This window comes from Bacillus sp. BML-BC051 (assembly GCF_019656175.1).
GTDB classification, from domain to species: domain Bacteria; phylum Bacillota; class Bacilli; order Bacillales; family Bacillaceae_G; genus Bacillus_A; species Bacillus_A mobilis.
In genome coordinates this window covers 16925-42428 of sequence record NZ_BPLI01000020.1, presented here as the reverse complement: position 1 = coordinate 42428, position 25504 = coordinate 16925, and the positions used below count along the sequence as shown (strand labels likewise).

Annotated in this window: 32 protein-coding genes and 1 pseudogene; 2 read left to right on the top strand and 31 right to left on the bottom strand. The window is 37.4% G+C overall.

From position 1 onward, the window contains the following. Positions 1 to 41: 41 nt before the first annotated feature. The 23 genes from K5S59_RS11750 to K5S59_RS11640 all read right to left on the bottom strand — a co-directional run bounded on the left by K5S59_RS11750 (position 42) and on the right by K5S59_RS11640 (position 17061). Positions 42 to 821, bottom strand: coding sequence for a hypothetical protein (locus tag K5S59_RS11750; RefSeq protein ID WP_002078178.1), 780 nt, complete (start codon positions 819 to 821; stop codon positions 42 to 44). 26 nt (positions 822 to 847) lie between these two features. Beyond that, on the bottom strand, positions 848 to 1372 hold the full coding sequence (locus K5S59_RS11745; RefSeq protein WP_001021291.1) for a dUTP diphosphatase: 525 nt from the start codon (positions 1370 to 1372) through the stop codon (positions 848 to 850). Beyond that, a complete protein-coding gene (locus tag K5S59_RS11740; protein ID WP_000117788.1) occupies positions 1372 to 1671 on the bottom strand; it encodes a hypothetical protein in 300 nt (99 codons plus the stop codon). Before K5S59_RS11740 ends, K5S59_RS11745 begins: the two co-directional genes overlap by 1 nt. A gap of 16 nt (positions 1672 to 1687) precedes the next feature. Next, the gene (locus K5S59_RS11735) at positions 1688 to 2053 is read right to left on the bottom strand and encodes a hypothetical protein (RefSeq protein WP_000509443.1); all 366 of its coding nucleotides are present in this window, start codon (positions 2051 to 2053) and stop codon (positions 1688 to 1690) included. Between the two features lie 25 nt (positions 2054 to 2078). Continuing rightward, positions 2079 to 2336, bottom strand: coding sequence for a hypothetical protein (locus K5S59_RS11730; RefSeq protein ID WP_080010456.1), 258 nt, complete (start codon positions 2334 to 2336; stop codon positions 2079 to 2081). Then, entirely contained in the window at positions 2299 to 2571 is a 273-nt protein-coding gene (locus K5S59_RS11725; RefSeq protein ID WP_000532405.1) for a hypothetical protein, read from the bottom strand. Before K5S59_RS11725 ends, K5S59_RS11730 begins: the two co-directional genes overlap by 38 nt. Positions 2572 to 2574: 3 nt before the next feature. Continuing rightward, positions 2575 to 5001, bottom strand: coding sequence for a bifunctional 3'-5' exonuclease/DNA polymerase (locus tag K5S59_RS11720; RefSeq protein ID WP_002078183.1), 2427 nt, complete (start codon positions 4999 to 5001; stop codon positions 2575 to 2577). Between the two features lie 23 nt (positions 5002 to 5024). Then, on the bottom strand, positions 5025 to 8111 hold the full coding sequence (locus K5S59_RS11715) for a DNA primase small subunit domain-containing protein (RefSeq protein WP_001074793.1): 3087 nt from the start codon (positions 8109 to 8111) through the stop codon (positions 5025 to 5027). A gap of 19 nt (positions 8112 to 8130) precedes the next feature. Continuing rightward, positions 8131 to 8865, bottom strand: coding sequence for a hypothetical protein (locus K5S59_RS11710; RefSeq protein WP_000191309.1), 735 nt, complete (start codon positions 8863 to 8865; stop codon positions 8131 to 8133). Then, the gene (locus K5S59_RS11705) at positions 8865 to 9107 is read right to left on the bottom strand and encodes a hypothetical protein (protein ID WP_000523224.1); all 243 of its coding nucleotides are present in this window, start codon (positions 9105 to 9107) and stop codon (positions 8865 to 8867) included. Before K5S59_RS11705 ends, K5S59_RS11710 begins: the two co-directional genes overlap by 1 nt. A gap of 89 nt (positions 9108 to 9196) precedes the next feature. Then, positions 9197 to 10774, bottom strand: a complete 1578-nt coding sequence (locus K5S59_RS11700) for a DEAD/DEAH box helicase (protein WP_002078187.1) — start codon at positions 10772 to 10774, stop codon at positions 9197 to 9199. Between the two features lie 83 nt (positions 10775 to 10857). Beyond that, complete coding sequence (locus tag K5S59_RS11695; RefSeq protein WP_000371312.1) at positions 10858 to 11376, bottom strand: M48 family metalloprotease; 519 nt, start codon at positions 11374 to 11376, stop codon at positions 10858 to 10860. Positions 11377 to 11385: 9 nt separating this feature from the next. Next, entirely contained in the window at positions 11386 to 11937 is a 552-nt protein-coding gene (locus K5S59_RS11690; RefSeq protein WP_000137802.1) for a hypothetical protein, read from the bottom strand. Next, entirely contained in the window at positions 11930 to 12232 is a 303-nt protein-coding gene (locus K5S59_RS11685) for a hypothetical protein (RefSeq protein ID WP_000636793.1), read from the bottom strand. Before K5S59_RS11685 ends, K5S59_RS11690 begins: the two co-directional genes overlap by 8 nt. Continuing rightward, complete coding sequence (locus tag K5S59_RS11680) at positions 12229 to 13287, bottom strand: metallophosphoesterase family protein (RefSeq protein ID WP_001216049.1); 1059 nt, start codon at positions 13285 to 13287, stop codon at positions 12229 to 12231. Before K5S59_RS11680 ends, K5S59_RS11685 begins: the two co-directional genes overlap by 4 nt. After that, positions 13287 to 13664 (bottom strand): hypothetical protein, encoded by a 378-nt coding sequence (locus tag K5S59_RS11675; protein ID WP_000335906.1) that lies wholly within the window; start codon positions 13662 to 13664, stop codon positions 13287 to 13289. The genes K5S59_RS11680 and K5S59_RS11675 overlap by 1 nt, the downstream gene beginning before the upstream one ends. A 16-nt stretch (positions 13665 to 13680) precedes the next feature. Beyond that, a complete protein-coding gene (locus K5S59_RS11670; protein ID WP_000273132.1) occupies positions 13681 to 14316 on the bottom strand; it encodes a chromosome segregation ATPase in 636 nt (211 codons plus the stop codon). Between the two features lie 13 nt (positions 14317 to 14329). Then, the gene (locus K5S59_RS11665) at positions 14330 to 14563 is read right to left on the bottom strand and encodes a hypothetical protein (RefSeq protein WP_000421150.1); all 234 of its coding nucleotides are present in this window, start codon (positions 14561 to 14563) and stop codon (positions 14330 to 14332) included. Further along, positions 14563 to 14862, bottom strand: coding sequence for a hypothetical protein (locus K5S59_RS11660; RefSeq protein WP_229144806.1), 300 nt, complete (start codon positions 14860 to 14862; stop codon positions 14563 to 14565). The genes K5S59_RS11665 and K5S59_RS11660 overlap by 1 nt, the downstream gene beginning before the upstream one ends. A gap of 10 nt (positions 14863 to 14872) precedes the next feature. Continuing rightward, positions 14873 to 16429: an AAA family ATPase gene (locus K5S59_RS11655; protein WP_033656670.1), complete on the bottom strand. Its 1557-nt coding sequence runs from the start codon at positions 16427 to 16429 to the stop codon at positions 14873 to 14875. Then, the gene (locus K5S59_RS11650) at positions 16413 to 16574 is read right to left on the bottom strand and encodes a hypothetical protein (protein WP_001190219.1); all 162 of its coding nucleotides are present in this window, start codon (positions 16572 to 16574) and stop codon (positions 16413 to 16415) included. The genes K5S59_RS11655 and K5S59_RS11650 overlap by 17 nt, the downstream gene beginning before the upstream one ends. 23 nt (positions 16575 to 16597) lie before the next feature. After that, positions 16598 to 16747 carry a hypothetical protein gene (locus K5S59_RS11645; protein WP_000516901.1) on the bottom strand — a complete coding sequence of 50 codons (150 nt, stop codon included), beginning with the start codon at positions 16745 to 16747 and terminating at the stop codon, positions 16598 to 16600. 5 nt (positions 16748 to 16752) lie between these two features. Beyond that, a complete protein-coding gene (locus tag K5S59_RS11640) occupies positions 16753 to 17061 on the bottom strand; it encodes a helix-turn-helix transcriptional regulator (protein ID WP_212981986.1) in 309 nt (102 codons plus the stop codon). A gap of 266 nt (positions 17062 to 17327) precedes the next feature. Between K5S59_RS11640 and K5S59_RS11635 the strand changes: the two genes are divergently transcribed. Next, positions 17328 to 17666, top strand: a complete 339-nt coding sequence (locus K5S59_RS11635; RefSeq protein WP_000351123.1) for a helix-turn-helix domain-containing protein — start codon at positions 17328 to 17330, stop codon at positions 17664 to 17666. Between the two features lie 22 nt (positions 17667 to 17688). Here K5S59_RS11635 and K5S59_RS11630 read toward each other — a convergent pair whose 3' ends face one another. The 3 genes from K5S59_RS11630 to K5S59_RS11620 form a co-directional block, all read right to left on the bottom strand. After that, on the bottom strand, positions 17689 to 17862 hold the full coding sequence (locus tag K5S59_RS11630) for a hypothetical protein (RefSeq protein WP_000712296.1): 174 nt from the start codon (positions 17860 to 17862) through the stop codon (positions 17689 to 17691). A 143-nt stretch (positions 17863 to 18005) separates the two neighbouring features. After that, on the bottom strand, positions 18006 to 18161 hold the full coding sequence (locus K5S59_RS11625; RefSeq protein WP_000723157.1) for a hypothetical protein: 156 nt from the start codon (positions 18159 to 18161) through the stop codon (positions 18006 to 18008). Between the two features lies 1 nt (position 18162). Beyond that, positions 18163 to 19320, bottom strand: coding sequence for an AimR family lysis-lysogeny pheromone receptor (locus tag K5S59_RS11620; RefSeq protein ID WP_001202304.1), 1158 nt, complete (start codon positions 19318 to 19320; stop codon positions 18163 to 18165). Between the two features lie 379 nt (positions 19321 to 19699). On the opposite strand from K5S59_RS11620, the pseudogene K5S59_RS30675 reads away from it, so the two are divergent. After that, a pseudogene (locus K5S59_RS30675) lies at positions 19700 to 19768 on the top strand (YkvA family protein); the annotation flags it as partial. Positions 19769 to 20006: 238 nt separating this feature from the next. Here the strand turns inward: K5S59_RS30675 and K5S59_RS11615 are convergent. From K5S59_RS11615 to plsY, 5 genes are all read right to left on the bottom strand, one after another. After that, complete coding sequence (locus tag K5S59_RS11615; RefSeq protein WP_000021839.1) at positions 20007 to 21236, bottom strand: tetracycline resistance MFS efflux pump; 1230 nt, start codon at positions 21234 to 21236, stop codon at positions 20007 to 20009. A 199-nt stretch (positions 21237 to 21435) separates the two neighbouring features. Continuing rightward, a complete protein-coding gene (locus K5S59_RS11610; protein ID WP_001030894.1) occupies positions 21436 to 21906 on the bottom strand; it encodes a MarR family transcriptional regulator in 471 nt (156 codons plus the stop codon). A 204-nt stretch (positions 21907 to 22110) separates the two neighbouring features. Then, positions 22111 to 23112 (bottom strand): bifunctional threonine ammonia-lyase/L-serine ammonia-lyase TdcB, encoded by a 1002-nt coding sequence (gene tdcB / locus K5S59_RS11605; RefSeq protein ID WP_000628901.1) that lies wholly within the window; start codon positions 23110 to 23112, stop codon positions 22111 to 22113. Between the two features lie 86 nt (positions 23113 to 23198). Beyond that, on the bottom strand, positions 23199 to 24782 hold the full coding sequence (locus K5S59_RS11600; RefSeq protein WP_000523021.1) for an aminotransferase class V-fold PLP-dependent enzyme: 1584 nt from the start codon (positions 24780 to 24782) through the stop codon (positions 23199 to 23201). Positions 24783 to 24851: 69 nt separating this feature from the next. Beyond that, on the bottom strand, positions 24852 to 25400 hold the full coding sequence (gene plsY, locus K5S59_RS11595; RefSeq protein ID WP_000610851.1) for a glycerol-3-phosphate 1-O-acyltransferase PlsY: 549 nt from the start codon (positions 25398 to 25400) through the stop codon (positions 24852 to 24854). Positions 25401 to 25504 lie beyond the last annotated feature (104 nt).

Genomic DNA, 25504 nt, shown 5'->3' with positions numbered 1-25504 from the left:
CTCTTTTGCTAGGAGAAATCCTAGCCTTTTTTAATTGAAATCTAAAACACGGGGTTCTCAGGCTTTATCACCATTTTCGCTCTGAATCGATACCCTTTACTTTCTAAGTAACCAACAAGTGTTAACGCACTTTTCCCAAACCTTTCTGCAATTGCATCTACCGTATAACCTTTTTCAAATAGGTCTAAACTAATTCGTATTTCATTTTCTGTATAAGATTCTTGACTTTCTACAGGTCTCTCTAAGATCCCAAGCTCCTCCAGTTTTTTCTTTATTGCACTTTCTGTTCGCTGGAGTCGTTTCGCGATATACAAATACGTATAACAATTCGCTTTAACCATACTTCTTAGTAATAATTCATCTTGTTTGGTCCAAGGATCTCTCTCTTTTTTCCTTCTATACACATCCGCATCACGTTTGTCTTTCATCCATTCTGGTTCAGGTCCTAAAATCCCATATTCAACCTTTGAAAAATCAACTACCTGCTTATGCCGTTTTAACCAGTTCCAAAAATCCTTATAGTAAACAACCTTTATTTTTTGAGTTTTTGCAAATAGCTTTAATCTTACAGGAAATGCAAATCTTTCATACCACGATTCAATTGTTTTATAACTTACTTGTAATACATCTGCTAGTTGGAGCACTGTAAGCCCATTGAAGTGTAGGCGGGGATCACTTAACCCTATACGATTCGCTTTTAGTTTTATGGCATTTACAGTGCGATCTAACTTCTTTGCAATACTTTTAATGCTATATGTCCCCCAGGAATCCTCGAGATACGCTACCTCTTCTTTTGTCCAAAGAATAACTTTCCCCACCATTTCGCCTCCTTTTAGTACCCGGATGCCTAACGATCATGATTGATTTTATTTTTTTCGATATATGCGTTGTAAATTTCAATAGCCGAAAATCCAAGCGCTGCACCTAAGTACGCCAAGTCATTCATCAAGGTCATGTAGTGTGCGGCAGTCCATAATTTGTTTTCATATAAATCGTTAAACACATCGATAATTTCTGTTTTTGTATTTCCTTTGCTATTACGTACTACAAAGGCATCGATATATTTATTCCATTCACGTTCTAATCCAATCGATAAAGCAAAGTGAAGTGCATCAACAAATTCGTCTAATAACGGATTGTAGTACTCCTTATCTTCTTCCATCATTTGCCCCTTGTTACGTACACCTTTTGTAATCGGCTTGTTATTTTCACTCCAAAACTTATGACCACGCCACACATGAAGTAACTCACTTAACTCGTCACGAAATGATAATTTCTTTTCTTGAAACAAAGACACGTTTTGCAAACTACGTTTTTCCACAATCTTGTTATCCAGGTCTTTTTGAAGCTGGAATAAATGAATGATGTTCATTATTTTGCACGCTCCCCTTTTTTAAACAAATCTATAAAACTTCTCACCATTCTTTCTACACTGGCACCAGTTAAGGAATTAACAAAGGGTGCAGTTTCTGCGAATTTTAAAGAGTCCTTTTCAGGTATTCCCGCACAAATCAACTTTTCTTTTACGGCTTCAATAATTCTCACTCTTTTCTCGTTCTTACTATTGAACTGAGCCTCCATGACCTTTACAGCCTCATCCTTATAGCAATTATGCTTTTCCATGTAGTAATACACTTCTTTCCAAAACTCGTTGTCTTTCACTACAGACATCTCAATCGCTCCCTTCTTATCTAGCAATTAGAAAACTAACAATGACCGTTACCACCATATAAGAAACAAATAACGAAATAGACTTTTTACGTAAATTTTTAATCTGTTCCCGTAATTCGTTATTTTCTTTCAATACACGTTTTGCGTAATTGTCTTTCACTTTCACTTGTGATTTGTATAAATCAACTTCTAACTGCAAATCATGATTTTCTTGCATCACATCTTTTAACTGTTGCTCCGAATTATTCAAGTACACTACCGCCTTTCGTGTCTCACCTTTTGCTATTTTCTTTTTTTGCTTAACCATTTCACGTTTTAGTTTTTCTAATTTCCGATCGCTTTTCCGATTTTCGTACCCCTTCCCTTGCTGTCTACCACCCACAATCGCACATCCTTCCTACAGCTTTTTATTTTCTTAAATGCTCTAAAAATAGTTCATTGAAATTCTCGTTTTCTAGTTCTTCCAAACGTTTCTGTACACGATCCAAACGTACTGGACCCAAACCTAACACATCTTTTACTGCACGTAAGGCTAATGTTCGGCCATCTTTATACGATAAAAGGGATACTTGCTGCACTTCACCCCTGTGAAAACTTTGCCGCTCCCTTGTTCTCTTTCTCTCACGTTCACTTGCCCGGCGTTGTTGACGGTTCAAGGCGTTCATCGTCTTCCCCCCATTTTTTAAAGCAACTACTAAATAAAAATTCTGCGTATGGATCTTGTGGTACTGGGTCTAACACACCAGTCTTTTTATCTTTTCTTAATGAACTTACTACCCAAACCATGTTGTACGGTTCTCCAGCAATGCTTCCCACAATTTTTGCTGGCTTTACACGTGGTAATGCTGTTGCATGACGCTTTGTAAATAACGATTTACGCGGTCCCTCTCCTCTTCCCACATGCTATTCCTCCCTTTGTTTAAGCCAGGACTCAACACTCATTTTCTCGCCCCATCGATAACCTACACTTCCTTCTGCCTCAATCGGAACTGGAAATCCTGGTACTGGAGGTTGCTCCATAACTTGTTTAATTTGTTTTTCTACTGCAACTACAATTTCCGGATCATCATCTATTTCAAAAATGATTTCATCGTGAATTTGTGCAATCATATCGGCACTACCATGAGCAAGTACACCTTCTTGTTTACCAATAGATTCATAAATTTCATTTTGTACTTTCTTCATAATGTCAGCCGCACTACCTTGCACTGGTGTATTCGCTGCTTGTCTTTCAGCTGAGCCACGATCTCTTCTATTCGCGCTGTTAATGCCAGGTAGTAATCTCATATATCCATAAATCGTTTGTACATAGCCTTGCTCCCGTGCTTCTAAAACAATCTTGCGTTGATACTCTGGTATGCGTTTGTACGCTGTTTTAACAGCATTTACAATCTGCGCACATTCATCTAATGTTTTACGAATCATGTACTTCGTTTTAAATGTAAACTGTAAAGCGTGTTCCGTACCGCCATAAGAAATACCGAAGTTGCCCGCCTTGGCATCTGTACGTTCTTTCTTTACAATTTCAGCCTCAGACTTTCCAGTCATTACAGATGCGGTTCTACGGTGCATATCGCCACCTGTGTTAAATAACTCAATCATGACCTCATCGCCTGATTTCCATGCCATTAAGCGAAGCTCGAACCCTGAGAAGTCAATGAAGAATAATATCTTTCCTGGTTTAGGTACAAAGAAGTTTCTTATCTTAAACTCATCATTATCTGGTCTCGGTACGTTTTGTCCGTTCGGATTAAAGCTGTTTAAGCGTCCTGTTTCTGTGAATGGACTGTACCCTGCATGAATCCGTCCACTCATAAAGTTCAAGTACTTTTCACGTCCTATGATGTGCGAAGAAAGTAATGTCGTGTATTTTTGGATTTTCTTCAGCTGATCGATAACCTCCAACGCTTGTTCCTTATAAGGATGTGGTTCACGTTTTGCGATACGAATCGCTCCACGCTCTAACTTATCTAAGGTAGGGTCCTTGTCAGGATCAATACTTTCCCAATTTTCAGGCAACGAAATGCTGAGGTACTTTTCTTCATCGATATCGTTTAACTTATTCTCAAGCATAAATGCCATATCGATAAGTGCCTCTTGATCAAGACTCGCACCTGTTTTTCCATACTTTGCTACCGGTATTTTTAAGTAATCAAACATTAAACTTTTCACTTCGTTTGTCTTACCTGATTTACCGGTATTTATATCAATATTGAACGTTTCTTTCGCGATTTGTTTAATACGTTCAGCCGCTTGCTCTTGCATAATTTCCGCTTCTTGTTTCTTTTGCGTTGCAAGGTTTGGATCCCAATTCATTCCCCAATATTCCATAAGGCCAATAACACGTGTGAATGGCATTTCAATCTTATGGAGCCAGTCCTCATATCGCGGAATTTGAGCTGCAATTTGAGACCAATATTCGTAATGCTGCAGTGCGTAATCCGCATCTTCTGCTGAGTAAAGCAGTCCTTCACCTTTACTAGCATCAATTTCATCAAAGAAATCCACTTTGTATTTCTTTAAAAGAGCTGCAAAGTCGTTCATTGTTACACCAAAAATGTGTTTCGTAGCTGGTTTTAAACCCCATCCGCTTGTAGGTTTTTTCGGGTTATTAATCTTTTGAGGTGCTGCGATTTGTAAACACCGTACCCACATAATCAATGGATCTGCTACTTTTCCTAAAATGTATTTACCGTACTTCGCTGCATATTTCGTTTCAAAAGACAAATTGACCGCAATCTTTAATACCTTTTCATTTTTAAATAGGTATTCATCAAGCAAATCTAGAACCAATTTCCTAGCTTCACCCCTATCCATACTTGGTTCAAATACTTGACCAACTTTATGTGATATTGGAACAACTCTTGACTCGTGTGCCGCCGCTGACAGCGATACCGTACAAATTTCACCTTTCCACGGATCCAAGGGTGTTTTTAAATATGCTTTTTGTAAGCTCTCACTTCGGCTCTCCGCTTCTTTATCATCGATAATACCTGTAGCACATGCTTCTTCTATATCTTCAAAAGCCTTTTTATAATGCGTCCTAATTTCTTCACTTGCTACAGTCTCCCAGTCAAATCCTGCTTTACCTGTTTGTACACAACGCTCAAGATATTTCTTTAAATCTGAAACTGTAAGAATAGCCTGATAGTCTTTCACTTGTTGTGATTCTACTTTTGGCCAAACAATATCGAATTGTCCCGGCTTCTTCTTTTTTTCCATTTCTACCGCTAACTTCGATTCCTTTACCGGTACCTGCTTTTTACTACTTGCTAATGTTTTAGGTCTTCCAAATAAACTTCCGAGTTTCATATTTTCACTTCCAGTCATATTTGTAGTGCTTGTCCATATAATTAGTAGTACTCATCCTGTATGTGATCAAAGAGTCCTTTCTTCATGCAATACGCAATGTAGGCATTAAAGCGTGGTGTTTTTCGATAACCACCGCTTGTTAAAAGAATCATCCTCATTTTCGCTAATTGATTTACGATTGCTTTCGCTTCTTCTTTATCGATAGACAGCATTGCCTCAACATCACCAAGTCGTAAATACTTCTGCTGAGCGAACAATTTGATAAACTCATAGAATTTCATTTCGCCTGTTAACGTATCGATTTTCTTAAGATCCGCCGTAAACTTCTGGTATCTTTCTTCTGTCATTTCTTCCTCTTTTATTGCTAAACGAGCATAGTAATTTAAGCCGCAACCTGGAGCATTGTATAAAGCTTTTAAATACTCCCCAATAAACTCAACGTGTCCCGGCCAAACTTGAATTCTTTCACCTGATTCATCAACTGAATGTGTAAGTGCTGCAAGTGCTACTGCTAAACGAGCCACTTTATTCCGCTGATCTGAAGGAGAAACAAGTGGTATGTCATTCGCATTTCCATATACTTTCGCAAGGTCTGTCGCAACCTCCAGTACTTTATCAATCGTACCGTCTGTAAATAGCACGTCCTCCGGCTTACGTGACCAAGCATATAAGATGTTATTTTTCAAAGTATCCTTCTGTATAATCGATGGATACGTAGCAAGCGTTTGGTTGTACAACTCAGGATCCACATCACTCGCTCTCATAAAAACTGCAAAGTCAAAACGACGTATATCCTCGTTATTGAAAATATCTTTTAAACTTTCTGCGCCTTGGGAGTAATCAGCAAGTCGTTTCCCTTTCGGTACGTTCCCTGACATGATGGCACGTACTCTACAAGGTGTTTCAGCTGTTACAGCTCGTTTTACTTCCAGCTTCCCGTCAGAACGAGCAAGCGTCATTTCACCATAATCATCTTTCGTAATACCTGTATCTTCATCAATCCAAATCATTTCTTTGTCCGCTAACGGCCATGCCCCCCAAACGATGTACCATGCACCTTGAGCACCAGATTGTTCCATCTTGTACGTTAGACCTGTACGAGAAGTACTTTCCGCATTCACGCGTGTTCCAAGCCCTGCATATTTCATTACTTTTTCAATGAGTGCAGACTTACCAGTACCTGTGTCACCTACTATTTTTAATTCCACCCAACCACGTAACGGATTTAAATCCCAAGGTACTTTAAAACGTAAAACACTATGAAGTGTTAGCAATACTGCAAGTAATGTCTCATCACGTTCTACGATGTGTGTTACGTTGTACGTTAAATCGTTACAAATTGCTCCTAGTTTCTGTTCAATTGATTCTGCTGTATAATCCGCCGGCTGAAATGTTGCTAAATCTTCTTTCACTTGTTCATTTAGCTCAAAACTTTCAACCACATCCTGAAGCGGTACCGCACTCTTTACAAGTAGTGTTGACTCCTGATTCTTTGGATGTGGGTATACATAACCTGTTAATTCGTAGTACTTATTCTCACTTACGTTTAGTCCATTTACGGCGTACACTTTTCGTAGTACATAATTCCCTTTATGCTGCTCTTGCTTTTCGTCATCTTCTTCAGCCATCGGGATTACAAGCAACTCTTCAACGTTCATGTTTTCTAAAATATCGGTATTGTATTTCGGACAATTTGGAATGCCTGATATTTCTCGTAAAATACCTTTTATATTATCGTCACCTACACCTGTCATTTGAATAACTTCCCGATCACTTACGCCCAGGTCTTTATATCCTGTATGTGTATGGATGTCGTATAGAGGGCAATGTACCTTTTTACAACTTTCTCTGCCCCAGCAATGGTACTCAATGTTTTTCGGAATGATGTAAGGCGTATGCTTTTTCCCTGCAACCATGACACGTGTTTTTACAAGCTTTCCAGTAAGATCCGCATTGCCTGTCTCTGCTAAATGAAGTAACTTTGCATTTTCTTCTTCCTCAGCATTCTTCTTAATGCAATGACACATATCACCAGCACACGCTACACGTTCATAATCTTTGCTTCCCGGTTTCTTTTCGCCATGTAGTGAACGAATAAACGCGCAACCAAATTTGTATGTATTATCACCGCTGTATACCGCATCGATAACACTTCTCGTATTCGCAACACGTTGTTGCTTACCATACTCGTTATCCTCAGATGTAAATTTAAGCACCCAGTCTTCCAGCTCTTTCATTGTTTCTTCTCTCGTGTAGCCAGCGTCTTTGAAGTAACATGCAAGCTGTACTGTTGCCTGGTTTCGGTCACCGTCTTTTTTCCAGCCACCATTTAAAATATCAACTACACATGCTGGTGGTTTATCTTTCTTAAATTGGAATTCTTCTTTCGCATACTTACGAGCACTCGTTGCTGCAGCTTGCTCATATTCTTCTGTCTTATTTATTAGTAAATACCCCGTACGAGGTCTGTATTTCATTGCCTTTTTACGTTCTTCTGCCGTATAAGGTAGATCGTCAGCGTGTCTTGGCGATTTCGCTAAATCTTTAATTTCTTCCAGAGTTAATTTGTTTAACTCATTTACACTAATTTCTGTTTTAAATAGGTTTGTTTTTTGATGCATACTGTTCGGTAAACGAATCATCCGCTTTTCTGTATACACCACAAGGTCTAGTGACGTGAGTCCTAATCTATGGACTAAATACCCAGCCATATGTTTGAAGATTTTATGAAGGTCGTTTCTCGGTTCAATACCGAGTGCATCGGAGCTTATTAAGATGTGGAACCCTTTTGATCCAGAAAAGTAAATCCACATATCCGATTCACGAATGTCCATTTCTTTCGTAAAAAATTCCACCAGCTTTATTGCATCCTTTTGGCTGACTGATGGGTCTTCCGCATGGTCAAGGTCAAAATATAGGGGAGCAATAAATGCCTCCCCCTTTACTTTTGTGTCGTTCGCAAATCGTTGAACTGTAGCAAAGCAATTGAAATTGAATGCCTCTCCCGTTTGGAATTGCTTCACTTCAGAGGAAAGGATTCGTTTCCACGGAATGCTTCTACCGTTCTGATTGCTGTACCATGCGTCTACATATTGATACTCACTTGTTTTATCTTTCTTTTTTGCCATTTGTAGACGCCCTCCTTAATTATTCTGAAGCTTGTTCTGTTTCTTCTACGTTAATTCCGTAATCTTCTGGTTTAAATACACCAACAGGTTGGAAGTCGATACCGATCCATTGGTTACTAGCGTTTGTACGACTTTTACGTTCTGTTGTTACTAAGCGTGTAACAATTTTATTGACACCTAATTTAGACGGAACACCTAGAGCTTTATATTTCCCTGTATACACATTCATCGCAAAACGCCCGAAAATAATTGTGTCTGTTGGGCTAAAGCTCATTAAGTAGATACGAGGGAAGTCTTCTGGGCTTAACGTTGATACTGGAACAACTGACGCCATATAGCGAAGTTGAATATCATCTAATTCATAACGTTCTTCTGCTTGAGGGTTTTCAGCTAGCCATTGATTGAATACAACTTCCGCATCTTCTTTTGTTTTTTCCGCCACGATCAACTGACCATCTTCAGGAGAATCTTGTTTCCCCCATACAGACCAACGTTGCTCACCGTATCCGATTACTACATCAATATTGTCACCGTACATTACATTTTCATCATCTTTTTCTACGAAATTCCCTTTCTTGTTAACCGTTAACCACTCGCCCATACGGACAAAATCCATATCAAGACCGTTATTCGCTTCAACGAATCCCTGCTTTGTTTCTTCTAAAATTGCTGAAATATAATTGCTGCCATCGTTTCTTTTCGCCACCGCGTTATTTTGTACCACTACTTCATTTTGATTTGTTTCTTGTGTCATTATTTTTTCCTCCCGCGCCCTTGTAGGCCATGTTTTTTCCATGCTTTTCGTTTTGCTTGGCTTTTCTTTTTTCGATAGGTTACTTTTCTGTTATACGAAATCTCGTAATCTTTCGAATCGTATTCCGGAACCTCAACTATTATCGGGATTCCTCGTTGAAGAGTTAAACTTTTACCGGATCCTCTTGCAAACACCCTTATCACTTTTTTAACAATTTTTTGACCTGTTTCTTTCAAACCCACTTACTTCACCTCTTTCGTTGAAGCAATTAGTTCTGTGATTTCATAAAGCGCACCCACATATTCGTACTTTTCCATCGTTATCACCCCTTTTACCAAGGCATATCATTTAAGAAGTCAGCCACTGTATCGCGTTCTGTTTTCGGCTTTCTTGGTACCGTTAACCCAATTCTGCTGTATACTTTCCTACGGCTGTGATATTGGTCCTTAAATACTCCAACATTGTAGTCAACGTAATCGAACCAGTATGCTTCTTTATCCGGATTGTTCCGATCTGGACGCATGATACGCCCAATTTCTTGCTCTACTGATGAACCACTATTACTCTCACGGGAGTCACCACGTTTCGGCATTACCATGTGGCCAACTACTAAATGCTGCATGTCCAGTCCTTCACGCGCTAACTGAGTGGCAAACAAAATATCTACTTCTTTTCGGTCGCAAGCTTCTAAAATGTCTTTACGTTGTTGTTTTGTTACTTGCCATTCACGAATTTCTTTTTCTGAATACTGAGCAACCTTTACCTGCCAACCGTACTTACCTTGCTTTTTATCTACCGCATGACCACTATTGATAAGCTGTTGTGCATGTTTTTCGCTTTTTGCTTTTCTCCAGGTATAACGACTAATACCCCCGTGTACTACAGCTGTTCTAACATCGATACCGAATCTTGCTTTTGCCATTCGTTTTACGAGTTCTTCAAGTACGAAACAGTAGCGAACTGATTCTGTTATAACAATGGATGGCCCTAAACTTGCAGACTCAACAATATTCTCAGCAACTAACTTCGCACGCTTTTTATCAGAAATGAGGTGCCTTATTAGATCTGTGTAATCAAGATCTTCTCCACCAGCATCCACACTATCAATCGCGTTACGGTTACTTGCCGTCTCGTAATTGAACTCGGTATATACGAATTTCACTGTCGGTTTTACCAGTCTCCCAGCTTCATACATTCCGTCTCTGCTAATCTCATACACTTTTGGACCTACACCGTTGTACATATAGATTTCTAATCCATCTTTTCGGGAAGGTGTTGCGGTGAGGCCAATCACATTTTCAGCCGTTAACTTCCCAGCCGTTTCAATGAATTGTATTGCCGGAAAATGATGGGCTTCATCCACTACTACCGTCCCGATAAAATCATTTAGTGCATCGATTATTTGTGGATTTCGCTGCAAGGTTTGTACTGTAGCAACAATTAGTTTACCGTCTCCCCAATCATGTACACCGTCACCGAAAAAGCCGATACGACCAATACCAGGCATTGTATCCTTAGCTCGCTTTGCGGATTGATACATTAAGTCTTTTGTATGCGTAAGCCATAATGCTGCTTTACCCTTTTCGTAAATGTAGCGCATGCCCATTACGGTTTTACCTGAACCAGCCGGTGCTACACCTATTCCATTTTCTTGCATAAGTGCTTCAACCATCGGTGTCTGATCCTCTTTTAATACAAACCCGTCATCCCATTCCCCGAAACTAACATCTCGGCCATATGAAATCTGTGAGGTAATAACTTTACTTGGGTCGTAACCTAGGTTTTTCAGTACCTCTTCTAGCTTTGACAAGAAACCTCGAGGCGTAACAATATCGCCTCTGTCATGTAAAAACAATTCAAGTTTTGCTTGTACACCCCATGTAGGTCTACGTTGTTTTTTTGCTTTCAAATACGCTGGATTATCAAATGTTAGCGCCTTAGTAATTGCCGCCTTAAGAGGTGTACTAGCACCTCTTATTCGGATGTTGTGTTTTACAAAGATTTGTAGCAAGTGAGCACCCCCGATAGATCGTAAGAAGGTTCATGGTATGTAAGTCTTGGAAGTGGTACACAGGGAACCGTCTGACTTTGAAATTCTTCAAGTTTTATATGGTTCATATTTCGTTTTTTCATATGAATAAGAGCTGTAATAAGTCTGAATGCATAAGCCTCGTCAAGCCCTTTGCTATCGTTTAGAAAACTGATAAACACTAAACCTAAATTCCTATCAATAATTTGATCAAAATCTCGTAATCCGAGAATCTGATTCGGTCTCATATAATCTAGTGAAAATCTACGACTCTCTGTACGTTTCATTTCAGCTAATATATTTACTTCAGGTGTTATTACAATCTCGTCACCTGGACGAGTTGCACCTGCACCATCTGCAATTCTCATACGCCATACATTCGGAATTTCTCTCCAGCTTCTTCTAATTTCAGCTTGGAAATCATCCCCACGTTGCTGACGTTCACGCTGTTTATTTCTCATTGCTGTTTGTTTTGGATCCATAGCAACCTCCTATGCCAAAAACTTCAGTAGATTCGCTTGTACATAAGCTTTTGCTTTTACAAGATCCGCTGATTCTTTAGCTGTTTCCCAAGCATCTTTTGTTTGATAAATTTTGATATCAATGGACGCTAACTCTTGCTCTACGTCTGTAAGTTGTTGACGTTCTTCTTTGCTGTAATGCAGGCGGTACGCATCACGTAACGTATCATTCGTGAGAGCCACTTTTTGATCATTCACGTAAGCGTATTGGTTACGTCCCTCACCTTGAATTTGCATAAATGCCTCTGCTTCTTTTAGCTCTACTGCAGTTTTCAGCTTCACTTTTTTCTTAATTAGGTCTGCTTTTTTCCCATAAGCTTCTTCACGTGCTTTACCTTTTTCAAGAACATCCTGTACTGCAGCATCAATTTGTTGTAAGGATGCTTGTAATTCAAGTGGATCTAATACTCGAACATAGTCAGTCGGTACTTTCTTACCTAAAATTTTTGTTGCCGCTGCAAGTAGCTTTTCTTTCCCATGCTCGTCTTGTAAACTACGAATTTGATTATTTAATTCAGTCATTTTCTGGTCCCACCTCACATTGAATTTTTGGTAGTTCTACTACTAACTTTTTAAGCGTCACGTGCTCTTTAACAATTGAGTCAATTGTTATGTTCATCGTTTCTACTCGATCATGTTCCTCTTTGTTGTAACCAGCTACACTTATCATCAACGGTGAAAACTCTATTACTACAGCATTCCAATCATGTTTATTATTACTATAGTTAGGGCGTCTAAACGGGTTACCACTTGTGACCTGTACCGCCGTACCTTCGCCTAGTTCATTCTCATCAAACTGCGGTTTGTTTACAATCATGTTCGTAATCCCTCCTTTGCTTCCGCTATTTTCGTTAACGCTATTTCTACTACATCCGGATTAATACTTTCTGTCTCAGCAATACTCTCAACAATCGTATTAATATCGACTAGCACATCTTCCCCTGTTTCCGTTTGAATTAATGAGGCAAACTCTTCCATCGCATACGCTCGTTTCTTCTCAGCTTCAATCCGGCTACGGTCAAGTACTTCTTCACCAGGTTTTGCACTTTGAAGCGGAATCCGTTCTAAATCAAAAACACCTGGTGATTTTACATCGATAAGAAGAACTTGTATTGGTCTAGTAATCTCAGCTTCTGAAGCCGATAAACGTGTAATACTACCGATATTCGCAAACACTTTTCCATCCGAACGCTCGTAAACACCAAAACCAGTATGATCGTGGCCACACAAAACCAAATCCGCCTCTGTTTTTACATCTTGTACTTTTGTGTACCTGTCAAAAGGCGGATCATGATCAAGCAGCATTCCGTGAGCCACGTGTATTTTGGTTGACTCATAATCTTCAATAATATCTGGTGAATAACCATACCCAGCTTTATCAATTTGATCACTGTATGGTGTAAACGTTAGCTGCACATGATTACCGTCCTGGTGGAACATGTGAGCTTGCCCAGGATCATTAATGACTGTAAGCTGCGGAACAATTAACTCCAGTACTCTAAGGCTTGTCCGTCCATATGTTGCAAGATTGTACCCGTATATATCGTGATTACCAGCTGTTGTATAAATGGGAACTGGACTTTCTTTCAGTACTTTTGCAAACTCTAGTAACACACTTGTCGTAACCTCAGGTCTATCAAACGTATCTCCAGGTTGAATAATTGCTGTCACACCTTTGTATTTAGCTAAAGCAAAAATCTCACGTAATTTTGCAACTAATGCCTCTTTGTAGTTATCCTTACGGTTACGAGGATTGGTACCTCTTATATGTGGATCACCGAAATATAGAAACTTCATACTCTCACCTCTGCTTTTTCGTGCTCTTCGTAACGTTGTATCTAAGGTAATACCGCCATCAACAATATGACGCATTAGTGAAGATTGCTTGATTCTTTTTCTTTAATAACTTCTTTTGTAACTTCACCAGTTCCAAGATTAATTGATACATCGTCGTCTTCTTTGATACCTAAAGTATTTTGAATTTCCATACAAGCAGCGTCATGACGTTCAAAAACTGGTTTTAATAGTTCCTCAGTTCGCTTTACGTACTTCTCACGAATAGGAGCAATCTCAGCTTTATATTCAGCTTGAAGTTGTTCTTTAATAGCTTTCTCCGCTGCATCTGCAGCTTGTAATTCCTTTAACTGAGCTTCCGTTGCTTTCCCGATAACTTCCTCAGTAATTTTTAAACCTGCAGCACTAGCTAGTGCACCTTTTAACGCATTTTTAATTTCGCATTTCATACACATATCCAAATCTCCCTTTCTATAAAGCAGTTACTATGCTTTTTCCTTGTTTTTGAGTCACACCAAGTGCTACGTCACCTATCTCAGCTAAATGAGTACTGTGCGTAATTAAAATGATTTGACGTTTAAATTTCGTACTATACTCCTTCAAGAAATACGCCACATTTGGTGCGTATTCTTGACTCACGTGCTTTCCAACCTCATCTAAGAATAACGGTCCTCTTACACCACTAATTTCTCCAACAGCCAATCTGAGCGCTAAACTAACTACGTCTGCTACACCACCACCGCGATCATAATCAGGTGGCTTTAATTGTGTCCGTACATCCTCAGACTGTAGCCAATACTCTGCTACCGGTTGATTACCTTTTACGGCAATTTCAATTTCGAATCTGTAGTCTTTATCGAAAACAACTGTAAGAGCTGACGTAACAATTTCTTCTATACGACGTTTTGCTTGCTGCCTTGCATAATCACTTGTCTTTTGAAGAAGAATTTGTACTAAATCAAACTCTCCAAGTTGCTCCTCAGCTTTTGCTTTTCTTGCTTCTGCGCTTTTTTGTTGCTTAACTAACAAATCACGTTGACCGATTTTCATTTTCAATTTATCGCTTGCCTGACGGATATCCGCTCTTGCTTTTAGAAGCTCGTACATAAAAATAGCCTCCTTATACCTGCGGGATGAGTCGTTCTACATGCTCCAGGTTTTCTTTAACTGATGTATCAAGCTTATTGATTTCTTCCTGGATCGTTTCAGGCGTTACCCCGTACTGCGCCATTTGTTCAGCGATTTCTGTTAATTGCTTTTCAGCTGAAGACTTTTCCGCCTCTGCTTGGATTTTTGCTGTTTCTGCTTTCTTTAAATTTGCTTTTGCAATTTCAATACGTTGTTTTAATTCCATTACTCATTTCCCCCTTCAAGTTGTTTTGATAGTAAATTTTGTAGCTCTGATTCAAGAAACTTTTCTTTATCTTTTAAGTGCCCAATTATGACATAGCGAATAACTGTATCCAGTTCTTTACGATTTACCATATTTAATTTGTGAATACTGTGATAGACATGATGCCTACGAAGATCTATTTCAAATTGACCTTCCCCACTTTCTAGAGCAGCTAACGTTGACCGCACTTCGGAAAGTGCTGTATTTAAACGTCCAACGGTATTAACGTACTCATCAATTTCTTTTATATTTACCAACACTAATCACCCCTCAATGAGAATGTTCAAAAGACATCGGCGATTCGCATAGCGGACAAACTCCACCAGCCTCGTTCCATGTCTCTTCCAATTCCTTAGTGTAATTTTCAATGTGCTTTTCATATAGTTCCAATGTGCTTGTACTATGACGTACTCTTTGATGCCAGATCATATAGTTTCGTAACAACTCTTTTAATTCAGCTAAATGAGTAACATTGTTCTCAGCATTTGCAATCTGTATTACCACTTCTCTCGGACCATTTAAATGTTCCGCACGACTTTTCCGGCTCATATAATAATTTTGTATATTCTGGTATTTTTGTAAGAGCACACTCATTTGACTTAGTTGTGTAATACTGGTTTCGCATTCTTGTAGTTGATCTGACGCATTACCAGGTACAGATAATCTTTCTACATCCTTACTTGTTTTTTCGTAGCGTTGTTTAACCACGCTATGTTGTACATAGAGTTTCTTTAACTCATCCGTTTTCTTTACTTCCTCTTCAATCACAGCTACATTAATGTTTGCAATTACAGTTAACCTCTCGACCTGTAATTGAGCTTCTTGTAATACTTGACTATACTTCTTATAGTTTTGTGATAAGATAGAAAGCAAAGAATATATTTCTTCGGATTTAGTAGAACCTCGTAACAAGTTACTTACTTCTACTAATCCATCAAATTGTTTTAGTGTTTCAGTCAATGTCTTCTTGGCGGTGGACAGTGACTCGTATCTTTTTTGTAAGTCCAGTAGTGTTTGCAGACGCTGCTGGTCTTTTTCTGTTTCTTCAAGTATTTGTATAAGAACCGGCACCTTTGAGAGTCTCTCATCCTCAACAAACGCTACACGGAATTTTTCAAATGCTATCTGTTGTTGAGTTTGTAGTTGCTGCAGTACCTCTTTCTTTTTATGTAATTCTTCTACATGTTCCATCAAACTTTCAGCTGTTTTTAACTGCTGTACTTTATCATCCACATCCAAGTACTCGAGCAAGTTACCTGCTAATCTCTCAATTTCTTTTTCAGCTAGTAACCTCTCTTGCCTTGCTGCGTATGTATCTTTTGAAACACTTTTTACCGCGAGATCCACAGCTTCTGTTCCTGCTAACTTACCTAGTACTTTTGCACCCGATGATGGTGTCTCACTTATTAAGAACGGAGCTTCGAGCTGAAATGCAAAGTTTAAAGCAGTAACAAAATCCCCAAATGTTTGCTTTGTGATACCAAGTAATTGTTTTACTTCTTCCGGTACCTCTGACTTCTCAAATACACTTCCTGCATCGCCTGGATCCGTTTGGATTCTGTACGATGTTTTTCCTTTTCTACGGTGCTTTGAAATAATAATGCCGTTATCCATGTGAATCGCTACAGTAGCCTGTCCCACTGATTCGTTAACAAAAGCCTCACCTTGAGGTTCGTTAAATGCTATCCAGCGAACCGCTCGTATGATGGATGTTTTACCACTATCAGATGGTCCGGTAATTACGTTCAGCCCATTTCCTAAATTGAAATGGCTATTCGTATGTGACTGGAATCCTTCTACGAAAATCTCATTAATGTTGGCCAACACGTTCACTCCTTTCCGTTAGCTTTAACATGGTGTTTACCGCTTGTTCTTCTGAGCCATTCTTGAAGTAATTTTTACTTTCGCAACATACAGCTTTTACGTCTTTTGCTTTTACTAATCGAGTCGCATAAGTCACGTACCGTTGCATGTGTATCACCTCCTTTCAATTTTTTAACTTGCCTTTACTTCTGTTTTTTTCTTTCTTGTGACCGTTACTTTAACACCTAAATATTTTTCGTATACTTCTTGAAATAGAACTTCCTTTTTCTCTGTACCGTAGTACTCGTTACGGACGTATAAGCCGGATGTCTTTTTCCCCACACTCCTCAGCCCCCTACAGTTTTTTCTAAGTAATGAGGATAATGCTCTAAAAATTCTTCTTTTGGTGGAAATCCCAGTTCAAACGATTGTCTAACTTCTTTTTTACTGGCGATTTGCAAGTAAGCGGGTAAATAAAAATGTTCCATAGGGAACCCAAGTACAATTGCGATTTGCAAGGCTAATTTTCCTCCCGGATCGCGTCTACCAGTCTCTAAATCTGCTATATGACCAGGAGTCACACTAACCTTATCCGCTAGAGCCGCCTGCGACATACGTTTTTTCCCACGTAAATCCGCTAACCAAGTCCTTTTCATATGTCCACCTCCAGACAACCTTTAATGATTTTTATTATACTGGCGTTTTGCAAGTAAGTAAAGTGATTTTTCAACTTTTTTATGAACACTCATCTAATTTCACTTGCAATATGCGTGTATTTACCATTGTGTAATTGTCCAATAAAGTGTTATCTTATATATAGATAACAACAAAAAAATAAAAAACGTTTTATATATTTTTATAAAATTTATAAAAAATAAAATCGATGAAAAATATAAAAGAGAATTTAACGGGGGTAAAAAGTATGGATATAGGAACTCAATTAAAATTCTTACGAAATAGACGCGGTTGGACAATGCAAGAAGTCGCAGATCGTATTGGTAAAAACGATTCTACGTATAGTGGATATGAGACAAATAAAAGAAAACCAAACGCTGAGGTTCTTGTACAGCTAGCAGACATATTTGATACTACTACAGACTTCATCTTAGGAAGAACAGAAAATCCAAACGGTCTTAACTTTAATGTAAAAGACTTTTTAGATCAAGGCAGACTTCATTCTGATGGGGTAGAAATTACGGATGAGCAAGCTGAAATTGCTAATGTTTTATTAAGACAACTCCTACAAAGAAAGCAGCAATAAGTAAAAAAGGATTAGCCAGATGCTATTCCTTTTTTTGTTGCAATATAGCTGCAATTTGTTTGTACTGTTCCGGAGTAATCTGTCCTTGCTTATACAACTCCTCCATTAGATAATTCATATCACAACTTACTTTTTCAGCTCCGAACAACTCCCTAATTAAGCGTTTTGTTTCTTGTTTGGCCGTCTCTTTTTTCACCTTATTTCCTCCCCTTCATCCTTACCAATTTGTGAAATATGTATCAAGTGGTATATTTTTTCCGAAACTTCCAAAAACGTGACACGCCTATAAAAGACGAAAGACGCTACTATAAGTAGCGTCTTTTTAACTATTCATTTATATTACATCCCACCGGGATCGACCATCATTAATTGTACTTCTTTAGTATGTACAGTAGCTTTTTCTTTACCTAAATCTTTAGTCTGATCTGCACCAGCACCGATAACCCCAATTGATAACGCAAGTGCGCATAATGTAGTGACTAAAATTTTTTTCATTTTACAACACTCCTTCAGTTATTAAAATGCGCTTTGGAAGTTGCGCATATATTATACTTCCCGTTTTTTCAAATTTTTCTAAAGATTCCCTCGCCATAATTGTATCATTTTCAATTCTAGAAAGATAGTACATTTGGAAGGCCGATAGACCTTGATCTTTTAACCTTTCAAAAATTCTATAACCATTTTGCTTATCACCATATAAACACTCATAATAAGCAAGATCACCATCACTAATAAAATCAAAATCAATATTATCTAAATTAAATCCGAACTCAATATATAAAAAGGCAAGAGTCGTTTTAAAAGAATTGTATTTTTGAGTTCCTTTCGGTGAACTTATACCTTCAAGACATTGAATAGCTTTCAAGATATATTTTTCCGCCATTAATGGATTTTCAAAGATATAACTTTCACCTAAACAACAATATGCTGTAGCTTTTACAACTGTGAAATTCAATTCGGAATTTATAATGGCATGGCACGTAGCTCTACAGCTATCAATTTCATTGGCATGCAACTGAGTGTACGCAATTCGTTCCATATGCTGCATGCGTAAACAATCTTTAATATAACCGTTATCCATCTTAGCGACATAAGCTTCTGCCGCGTCCGCGTATGATGACATAGCACTATACCTTTGTCTATCATATTCTGCTGCCATTAGTAATGTATTTAATAATACCTGACATTCCAAATCTGATGAAACACGTGTTTTGTATATTTCCTCCAGAAGACTTTGTCCTTTTTTCCGATTCATATTCCGTTGGTTATATAGATTGTATACATTTAAATATTTACGTACATCTTTTTGAAGCTTCTTGAAATCCGGATCTTTTGTTTCCATTTTGAATTTTTCGATTAACATATCTATAAGATCGTATTCTCCTGCTACCTGGCAATAACTCAATGCTTTTCTTACATTCAAGCTAGTTCCACACTTTAAAATAAAATCTTTAATCCTTCTTGTTTGTTCTATGGGACTTTTATACACATGACGAACCAATTTTTCAAAAACATCAAATTTCATTTCTCCTGTTACAAAGGACAGACCATTTGTAATTGTTGTTCTACTAATACCTGTATCTTTCGCTAACTTTCTTGTACTAATATTATTTGACTGAATCGTGTTATTCAGTTCATTCATCAAAGCCCTCATCCGTATCCTCCTAAATAGAACACAAGACACAGCCCCTGATTTTCTCAACAAGAAAACGTTCCATATGGATTTAAAACTATTTGAAGTGTGATATACTTGAGGCTGACTCATGGAAAGTTTTACCTACATTCGCTAGGGTAAAACGTCACAGTTGTGTTACCGCACTACTGTAACGCCGTGGGTCTTTTTGCTCTTTTTTTATTATTTTCATCTTATCATAAAATTTAGAACATTCGTTTCACTCTTTTCTCAAACAATGTTGAGAAAGTTTTTTCTAAATTTTTAAGAATCCCAACAAGAAACTTCCCCCATTATACTTCAGGGTAATGGGAGACTATTTGTCTTCTCGGTTTATAATTTTTGTCCATATAAGCATACCGCAGACGCTGAAATTCGAGAAAAGAGCAAAGTAAAAATGGAGTCATTATTTACTTCAGCACAAGTATAATTATACCGTCCAGTCATTTACCTAGCTTTTTACTTTCAAAAAAGCTAACTTTAATTATTGATAGTTCTATTTAACCTTCACCATGAGATCATTACAGAATACATTCTTAATTTCTCTTAGCTCTCAAGCCGTAAACAAATAGGGTGCCAGTACTTGTTCCCAAGTTCTGACACCCTATTATTTGTTCTTATTCATTTTATTTCAATTAAGGAATATAGAAAATATTAGTACATGTAGTTTATGCAGTTACATGTGTTCCCCTATACAAAACTGCTATTGCCACTACTATAAGAATCATCCCCATAAAAGCAGGTGCGGCATGACCAAGTGATACATAGAATTGCCCTCCAATAATTGGACCAATCATTCTTGCCAAAGCTTGAATAGATTGGCTACCGCCTTGAATCCTTCCTTGTTCACTAGAATCGACAGACTTTGAGAGCATCCCATTAAATGAAGGTCCGAAAATTGAATCACCAAAGCCAAACATTAACATTCCAATGATAAGAAGAGGATATAAGGAAAACAAAGCAGATGCTGCAATAAAACTGTAGCCAATAATCTCCGAAACCATTCCAAGCATAGCTATTTGTTTATCACTAAGCTTGATCAAAAGCTTTGGCATTATAAAAGCTTGTGAAATGATATCTTGAAAGCCCATAATTGAAAACATAAGTCCGATTAGTGCAGGTTTCCAGCTAAAAGTATCCATCGTAAATTGTGTAAAAATTGCTTGTAAAGATCCGTTAGGTATCCAAAGTAAAAACGCTGAGATGAGTAACCATTTTAAGTTTTTCATGGAAAGTATATTTGCCAGCTGTGCAAAAGGATTTAACCTTACAAAAGTAATTTCTTTTAACCTATTATTTTTGTCAAGACTCTCTGGCATATATTTCATCCCATATAAAACATTTAATAAAGTTATAAGTGCTCCGAAATATAAAGGTACAGAATGACCAAACTTTGCAAGTAATCCCCCAAGAGTTGGTCCGATAATAGTTCCTGCACCTACCACTGCACTCACCCACCCAAAATACTTCGTTCTCTGTTCTGAGGGAATGATATCTGCAAAATATGCAAAAATTGTACTGATGCTCCCGCCTGTTATTCCTTCTACTATACGTCCAGTAAATAGTACCCATAAAGCCCCTCCTATACCAAAAACTAAGTACCCGATTGCAGAACCGAAAAGGCATATTAAAAGTAATGGACGACGACCATATTTATCGCTTAAAGCTCCGAGTGCAGGAGCCGTGAAAAACACGCAGACCGCATAAACAGAGGTCAGTAGCGTAACAACTAGAGCCTGTTCTTCCGGACTACTTATATATGGCTGCACTAAGAATGGCGCTACAGGCATGATGATACTGAAACCTATACCACAAAGAAATACCGAAATAAGACCGAATATCAAAGCATGTTTATCTATGTTTGTTTCCGTTTCATTTTGTGATCTAAATATAGACATTTAACTTCTCCTCTCAAAACTTTTTGTTGCTTTGTCAACAAAATAATAACTTCATTTCGTTGATTAGTCAACAAAAACACAATAATAAAAAGGTAGCCTTACTGTGAACAGGCTACCTTTTTATTATTTAAATGTACCTCGCATGAACGGGCAAACAAGTTAGTTTTTCGGGATCAACTGCCCGAATGCTTCAACTTTATTACGACTTTATATGTATCCCTTGTTTCTTTATTTCTGCATCCAAATGCCTACTATACTTTTCCACGAAGTTAATAATACTGTCGAATTCTGCCTCGGTTACTTGCTCAAATACAGCTTTATCCCGCTCTTGAAACTCATTGTGCAACTCTTCGTGAATTTTATATATTTCTTTCCCTTGTTCAGTAAGCCTAAAATATATTTCTTTTTTATTCTCTGATTTCTGGTAACTTTCGATAAGGCCTTTGTTTATGAGCTTCTTAGTCATTCTACTTATTGCACCGCGAGTCACATAAAAAGCCTCTGCAAGTTGTGTCACGTTAGAATCTGCATTATTTTCAATATATTCAATGCAATGTACTTCAGAAGACTTAAAACCTTTAAGACCTTCTTCCATCTTATCTTTATTAAGCCAAACTAGCTTATTATATAATTCCCTGAAACCGTTCATGACCTGTTCTTCCTTATTCATGGCCTATCCTCCTAACAGCTCATTCATACATTAAAACTATTATATTAAATTTATGCTTACGTTTCGACAATATTGATATAATTATTTGAGCTCTCTTTGAAAATAGACGATTGCATATAATAATTCACTATACATTAGAAAAAAAGTAAGAGCTAAGATTAGTTGTCTTAGCTCTTCTTCCATAAAATTTATATTTTTTAAATACTATTTCACTTCATTGGCTACAAAAAATTGCTCACAAACACTTGAAATGCGCTGCAAGTCTACGTTTCCACCAGATATAACCGCGACTACCTTTTTCCCTTTAATATATGGATCCACTTTCCCTGCAAGTAGAGCAGCAGTAGCTAATGCGCCAGCTCCTTCTACAACAGCTTTACCTCGTTGTAATAAGTCTTTCATCGCTACTTCTAATTCACCTTCTGATACTGTTACAATATCATCTACTAATTCTTTTACTACTTCAAAAGTTAAATCGCCAGGTATTTTAACTGCGCAGCCATCTGCTATTGTAGGTGCCTCATAATGCTCTACAATCGTACCTTTTTCATAAGATGCCTTCATCCCATGAACATTATCTGCTTGGACACCAATAATATTAATGGATGGATTAAAAGATTTTAATGCAACAGCAATACCAGAAATAATTCCACCTCCGCCAATTGGTACAATGACAGTATCAACATCCCACATATCATCAAGAATATCTAATCCTATTGTACCTTGACCAGCCATTACTTCTACATCGTCATACGGATGTAAGTATGTTTCACCTGTTTCCTTAATAATCTCCTCACATTTTGCCTTCGCATCATCAAAAGTTTCACCATATAAAATCACTTCTGATCCGTATCCTCTAGTTGCTTCAACTTTCGCCTGAGGGGCAGAAATCGGCATCACAATTTTACTCTTAATACCAAGTAAATGAGCAGATAAAGCGACTCCTTGCGCATGATTACCAGCGGAACAAGCAATTACTCCTCTCTCTTTTTCCTGATCTGCCAGCTGTGACATTTTATTAAATGCACCACGGAATTTAAAAGAACCCGTTAATTGCATATTTTCTAATTTCAAGTGAATCTCTCCGCCTGTTTTACTAGTCAAATAAAATGATTTTACTAATGGCGTTTTACGAGCATTTCTGTCTAAAATGTTTTGAGCTTTTTTAATATCATCTATATGTAACGGTAGTTTTTTAGTTATCATACTAACACCTCTTCCAATGATCTATTCCTAAGTTTTCGTATGTAGCAACTCCTTTATACGAAACCATCTATATTAAGAAAAAGTCTTTATATATGTACCTCACTCTGTAATACACACAGTTGTAAACAATTCAACATCCTCTTCATGTCACGTTCTTTGTAATGATTCAGGCATGCAATTTGGATCCAGTTATTCTTTTGTAAATACGCTGATTCATAATGGACGATATATCCTTGTAACGCCAACGCATCTCCTAACGCTTTAGAAGAAAGACCTTTATTTAATTGAATGGTAAGTATAATTGGCGCAGCATGTTCTTTAGGTGAAACAAGTTTTAACCCCATAGTAGCAATAGCTTGTTCAATATATGCATACGCCTCTTTAATTTTTTCAAATGTCATTTCATCATCAAATCTTTTTAAGGCTTCTTGCAATGCATACATTAAATTCCATGAATGTGAATATGGAATACTATCATTTTCTTCGTACATACCAATGTCTATATAGGCCGGTAATGTCTCATTTACTTTCACATTGTGATTATGAAAAACAAAAGATAATCCAGTAAACGATTTAATTGCCTTTCCACTAACACCGCTTGCAAAATATACATCATTCAAATCTATCGGTATTGCTCCAATTGAGCTAATGCAATCTACACATAGTTTCACTTTATACTTTTCACATAAAACATTTAGTTCTTCTAAATCATTTAACATTCCGGTTGATGTTTCATGGTGAACAAACCAAAGCCATTCATAATTGTCAGTTTCCATTATTTTTTCTAATTCGGTATAAATAAACGGTTCTCCCATTTCTTTTTTATACGTATCAAAATGTAATTGCGCGCGTGCTGCATGTCCAACTAATCTATTACCAAATTCCCCATTTGTTAATACTAGTCCTTTCCCTTTTACAGAACGTAACTGTAAAGCAATGGCATCATTCGCTAGCGTCCCTGTACCTAATAGTATTTGCACACGTTTCGCTTTTGTCATTTGCAGTAAACGTTTTTTCACATTTTCCATCGTCACTTGAAATGACTTAGAACGATGCGAAATAGGCTTAGTAGAAAATGCCTTTCGAACATTCTCTTCAATATCTACTGGACCTGGTAAAAACGTAAATTCTTTCGTCATTATCCCCCCAACACTCGACGCTTCAAACATAGCAGGGGTAACATACATTGGCTGGAATGCTGCTGCTTCTGTACCAACTAACGTATGGAAAGATTTGAACCCCATTTGCTCATATAAAGGAAGTTCACGTGTTGTAGCAGAAATGAGTGCCAATTCATATCCATTTAGAAGTAAATAACGATGTAAAAAGCGAATTAAACCTAATAACGCTCTTCCATTTCTATATTCACGTTCTACTGAAAGTAAACGAATTTCATATACATTTTCTCCATATTCTTGCAAATAAAAATCTAAATTTGAAATTTTATAATCTAACGAGAATGGTCGTTTTCCTCGCAACGCGACCATTCCTACTAACTTATCGTCATCTAAACAAATTAAATATGTATTTTCTTCATGAAAACGATCAATACGAATACGCTCTTGCGTTTCTTCATGTTGCGGAATTTCTTCTACAAATGTTTTATAATTCAATTTATGTATACGTTCAAATTCCCAAGCTTGATCAGCAACTTTATAAATTAACCCCATGTTGTATCTCCTTTATATATTTAATAAAAATTATAAGTGGAGATTAACCCCACTTATTAACAGTTCATTTCATTCTCGATTTACATATAAAATAAGTACAATGATAAGAGCACTTAAAATAGTCGAAACAATAGAGTAAGAATAAAAAATCATGCACACTGGTAAACAAGCAATTGTAATTAATCCTGGCTTAGTAAACCCTTTAAAGATTAAATAAAATATAACGAAAACAGCAACAAGAGTAAGCGCTATCAAATAATCGAATGCGATTAATCCTCCAATAAATGTTGAAATGCCTTTTCCGCCCTTGCCTTTAAATACAATTGGGTAAATATGTCCAAGTAAAACAGCCAGTAAAGCTAACATTACAAATGTAGAATCTCCATAAAGGTATTTTGCAATAGAAATTACGATTGCCCCTTTGATTGCATCACCTAAAAATGTAGCGATAAAATACCCTTTTCCGTATACGCGCCCCATATTTCTTGCGCCAGGATTACCGCTTCCTTCATCCCGAATATCAACGTTATGTCTCCATTTCGTTACTATATAAGCGGTCAATATGTTTCCAAATAAATAAGAAGCCACCAAATACAAAAATTGCATACTATTAATCATGTAATCATTCACTTTCTACATGGGAATACATATACAATATTCAAGAACTATGTATATTGTACTTTTTTATCCACATCCCTTCATACATTTTAACATCATATATT

Excerpts from the sequence above, each read along its gene's own strand:
- K5S59_RS11750 (WP_002078178.1), bottom strand. The coding sequence starts at position 821 with ATGGTGGGGAAAGTTATTCTTTGGACAAAAGAAGAGGTAGCGTATCTC.
- K5S59_RS11745 (WP_001021291.1), bottom strand. The coding sequence starts at position 1,372 with ATGAACATCATTCATTTATTCCAGCTTCAAAAAGACCTGGATAACAAG.
- K5S59_RS11740 (WP_000117788.1), bottom strand. The coding sequence starts at position 1,671 with ATGTCTGTAGTGAAAGACAACGAGTTTTGGAAAGAAGTGTATTACTAC.
- K5S59_RS11730 (WP_080010456.1), bottom strand. The coding sequence starts at position 2,336 with ATGAACGCCTTGAACCGTCAACAACGCCGGGCAAGTGAACGTGAGAGA.
- K5S59_RS11720 (WP_002078183.1), bottom strand. The coding sequence starts at position 5,001 with ATGACTGGAAGTGAAAATATGAAACTCGGAAGTTTATTTGGAAGACCT.
- K5S59_RS11715 (WP_001074793.1), bottom strand. The coding sequence starts at position 8,111 with ATGGCAAAAAAGAAAGATAAAACAAGTGAGTATCAATATGTAGACGCA.
- K5S59_RS11710 (WP_000191309.1), bottom strand. The coding sequence starts at position 8,865 with ATGACACAAGAAACAAATCAAAATGAAGTAGTGGTACAAAATAACGCG.
- K5S59_RS11695 (WP_000371312.1), bottom strand. The coding sequence starts at position 11,376 with ATGGATCCAAAACAAACAGCAATGAGAAATAAACAGCGTGAACGTCAG.
- K5S59_RS11690 (WP_000137802.1), bottom strand. The coding sequence starts at position 11,937 with ATGACTGAATTAAATAATCAAATTCGTAGTTTACAAGACGAGCATGGG.
- K5S59_RS11685 (WP_000636793.1), bottom strand. The coding sequence starts at position 12,232 with ATGATTGTAAACAAACCGCAGTTTGATGAGAATGAACTAGGCGAAGGT.
- K5S59_RS11680 (WP_001216049.1), bottom strand. The coding sequence starts at position 13,287 with ATGCGTCATATTGTTGATGGCGGTATTACCTTAGATACAACGTTACGA.
- K5S59_RS11675 (WP_000335906.1), bottom strand. The coding sequence starts at position 13,664 with ATGTGTATGAAATGCGAAATTAAAAATGCGTTAAAAGGTGCACTAGCT.
- K5S59_RS11670 (WP_000273132.1), bottom strand. The coding sequence starts at position 14,316 with ATGTACGAGCTTCTAAAAGCAAGAGCGGATATCCGTCAGGCAAGCGAT.
- K5S59_RS11665 (WP_000421150.1), bottom strand. The coding sequence starts at position 14,563 with ATGGAATTAAAACAACGTATTGAAATTGCAAAAGCAAATTTAAAGAAA.
- K5S59_RS11650 (WP_001190219.1), bottom strand. The coding sequence starts at position 16,574 with ATGCAACGGTACGTGACTTATGCGACTCGATTAGTAAAAGCAAAAGAC.
- K5S59_RS11640 (WP_212981986.1), bottom strand. The coding sequence starts at position 17,061 with ATGAAAAGGACTTGGTTAGCGGATTTACGTGGGAAAAAACGTATGTCG.
- K5S59_RS11635 (WP_000351123.1), top strand. The coding sequence starts at position 17,328 with ATGGATATAGGAACTCAATTAAAATTCTTACGAAATAGACGCGGTTGG.
- K5S59_RS11625 (WP_000723157.1), bottom strand. The coding sequence starts at position 18,161 with ATGAAAAAAATTTTAGTCACTACATTATGCGCACTTGCGTTATCAATT.
- K5S59_RS11620 (WP_001202304.1), bottom strand. The coding sequence starts at position 19,320 with ATGAGGGCTTTGATGAATGAACTGAATAACACGATTCAGTCAAATAAT.
- K5S59_RS11615 (WP_000021839.1), bottom strand. The coding sequence starts at position 21,236 with ATGTCTATATTTAGATCACAAAATGAAACGGAAACAAACATAGATAAA.
- K5S59_RS11610 (WP_001030894.1), bottom strand. The coding sequence starts at position 21,906 with ATGAATAAGGAAGAACAGGTCATGAACGGTTTCAGGGAATTATATAAT.
- tdcB (WP_000628901.1), bottom strand. The coding sequence starts at position 23,112 with ATGATAACTAAAAAACTACCGTTACATATAGATGATATTAAAAAAGCT.
- K5S59_RS11600 (WP_000523021.1), bottom strand. The coding sequence starts at position 24,782 with ATGGGGTTAATTTATAAAGTTGCTGATCAAGCTTGGGAATTTGAACGT.
- plsY (WP_000610851.1), bottom strand. The coding sequence starts at position 25,400 with ATGATTAATAGTATGCAATTTTTGTATTTGGTGGCTTCTTATTTATTT.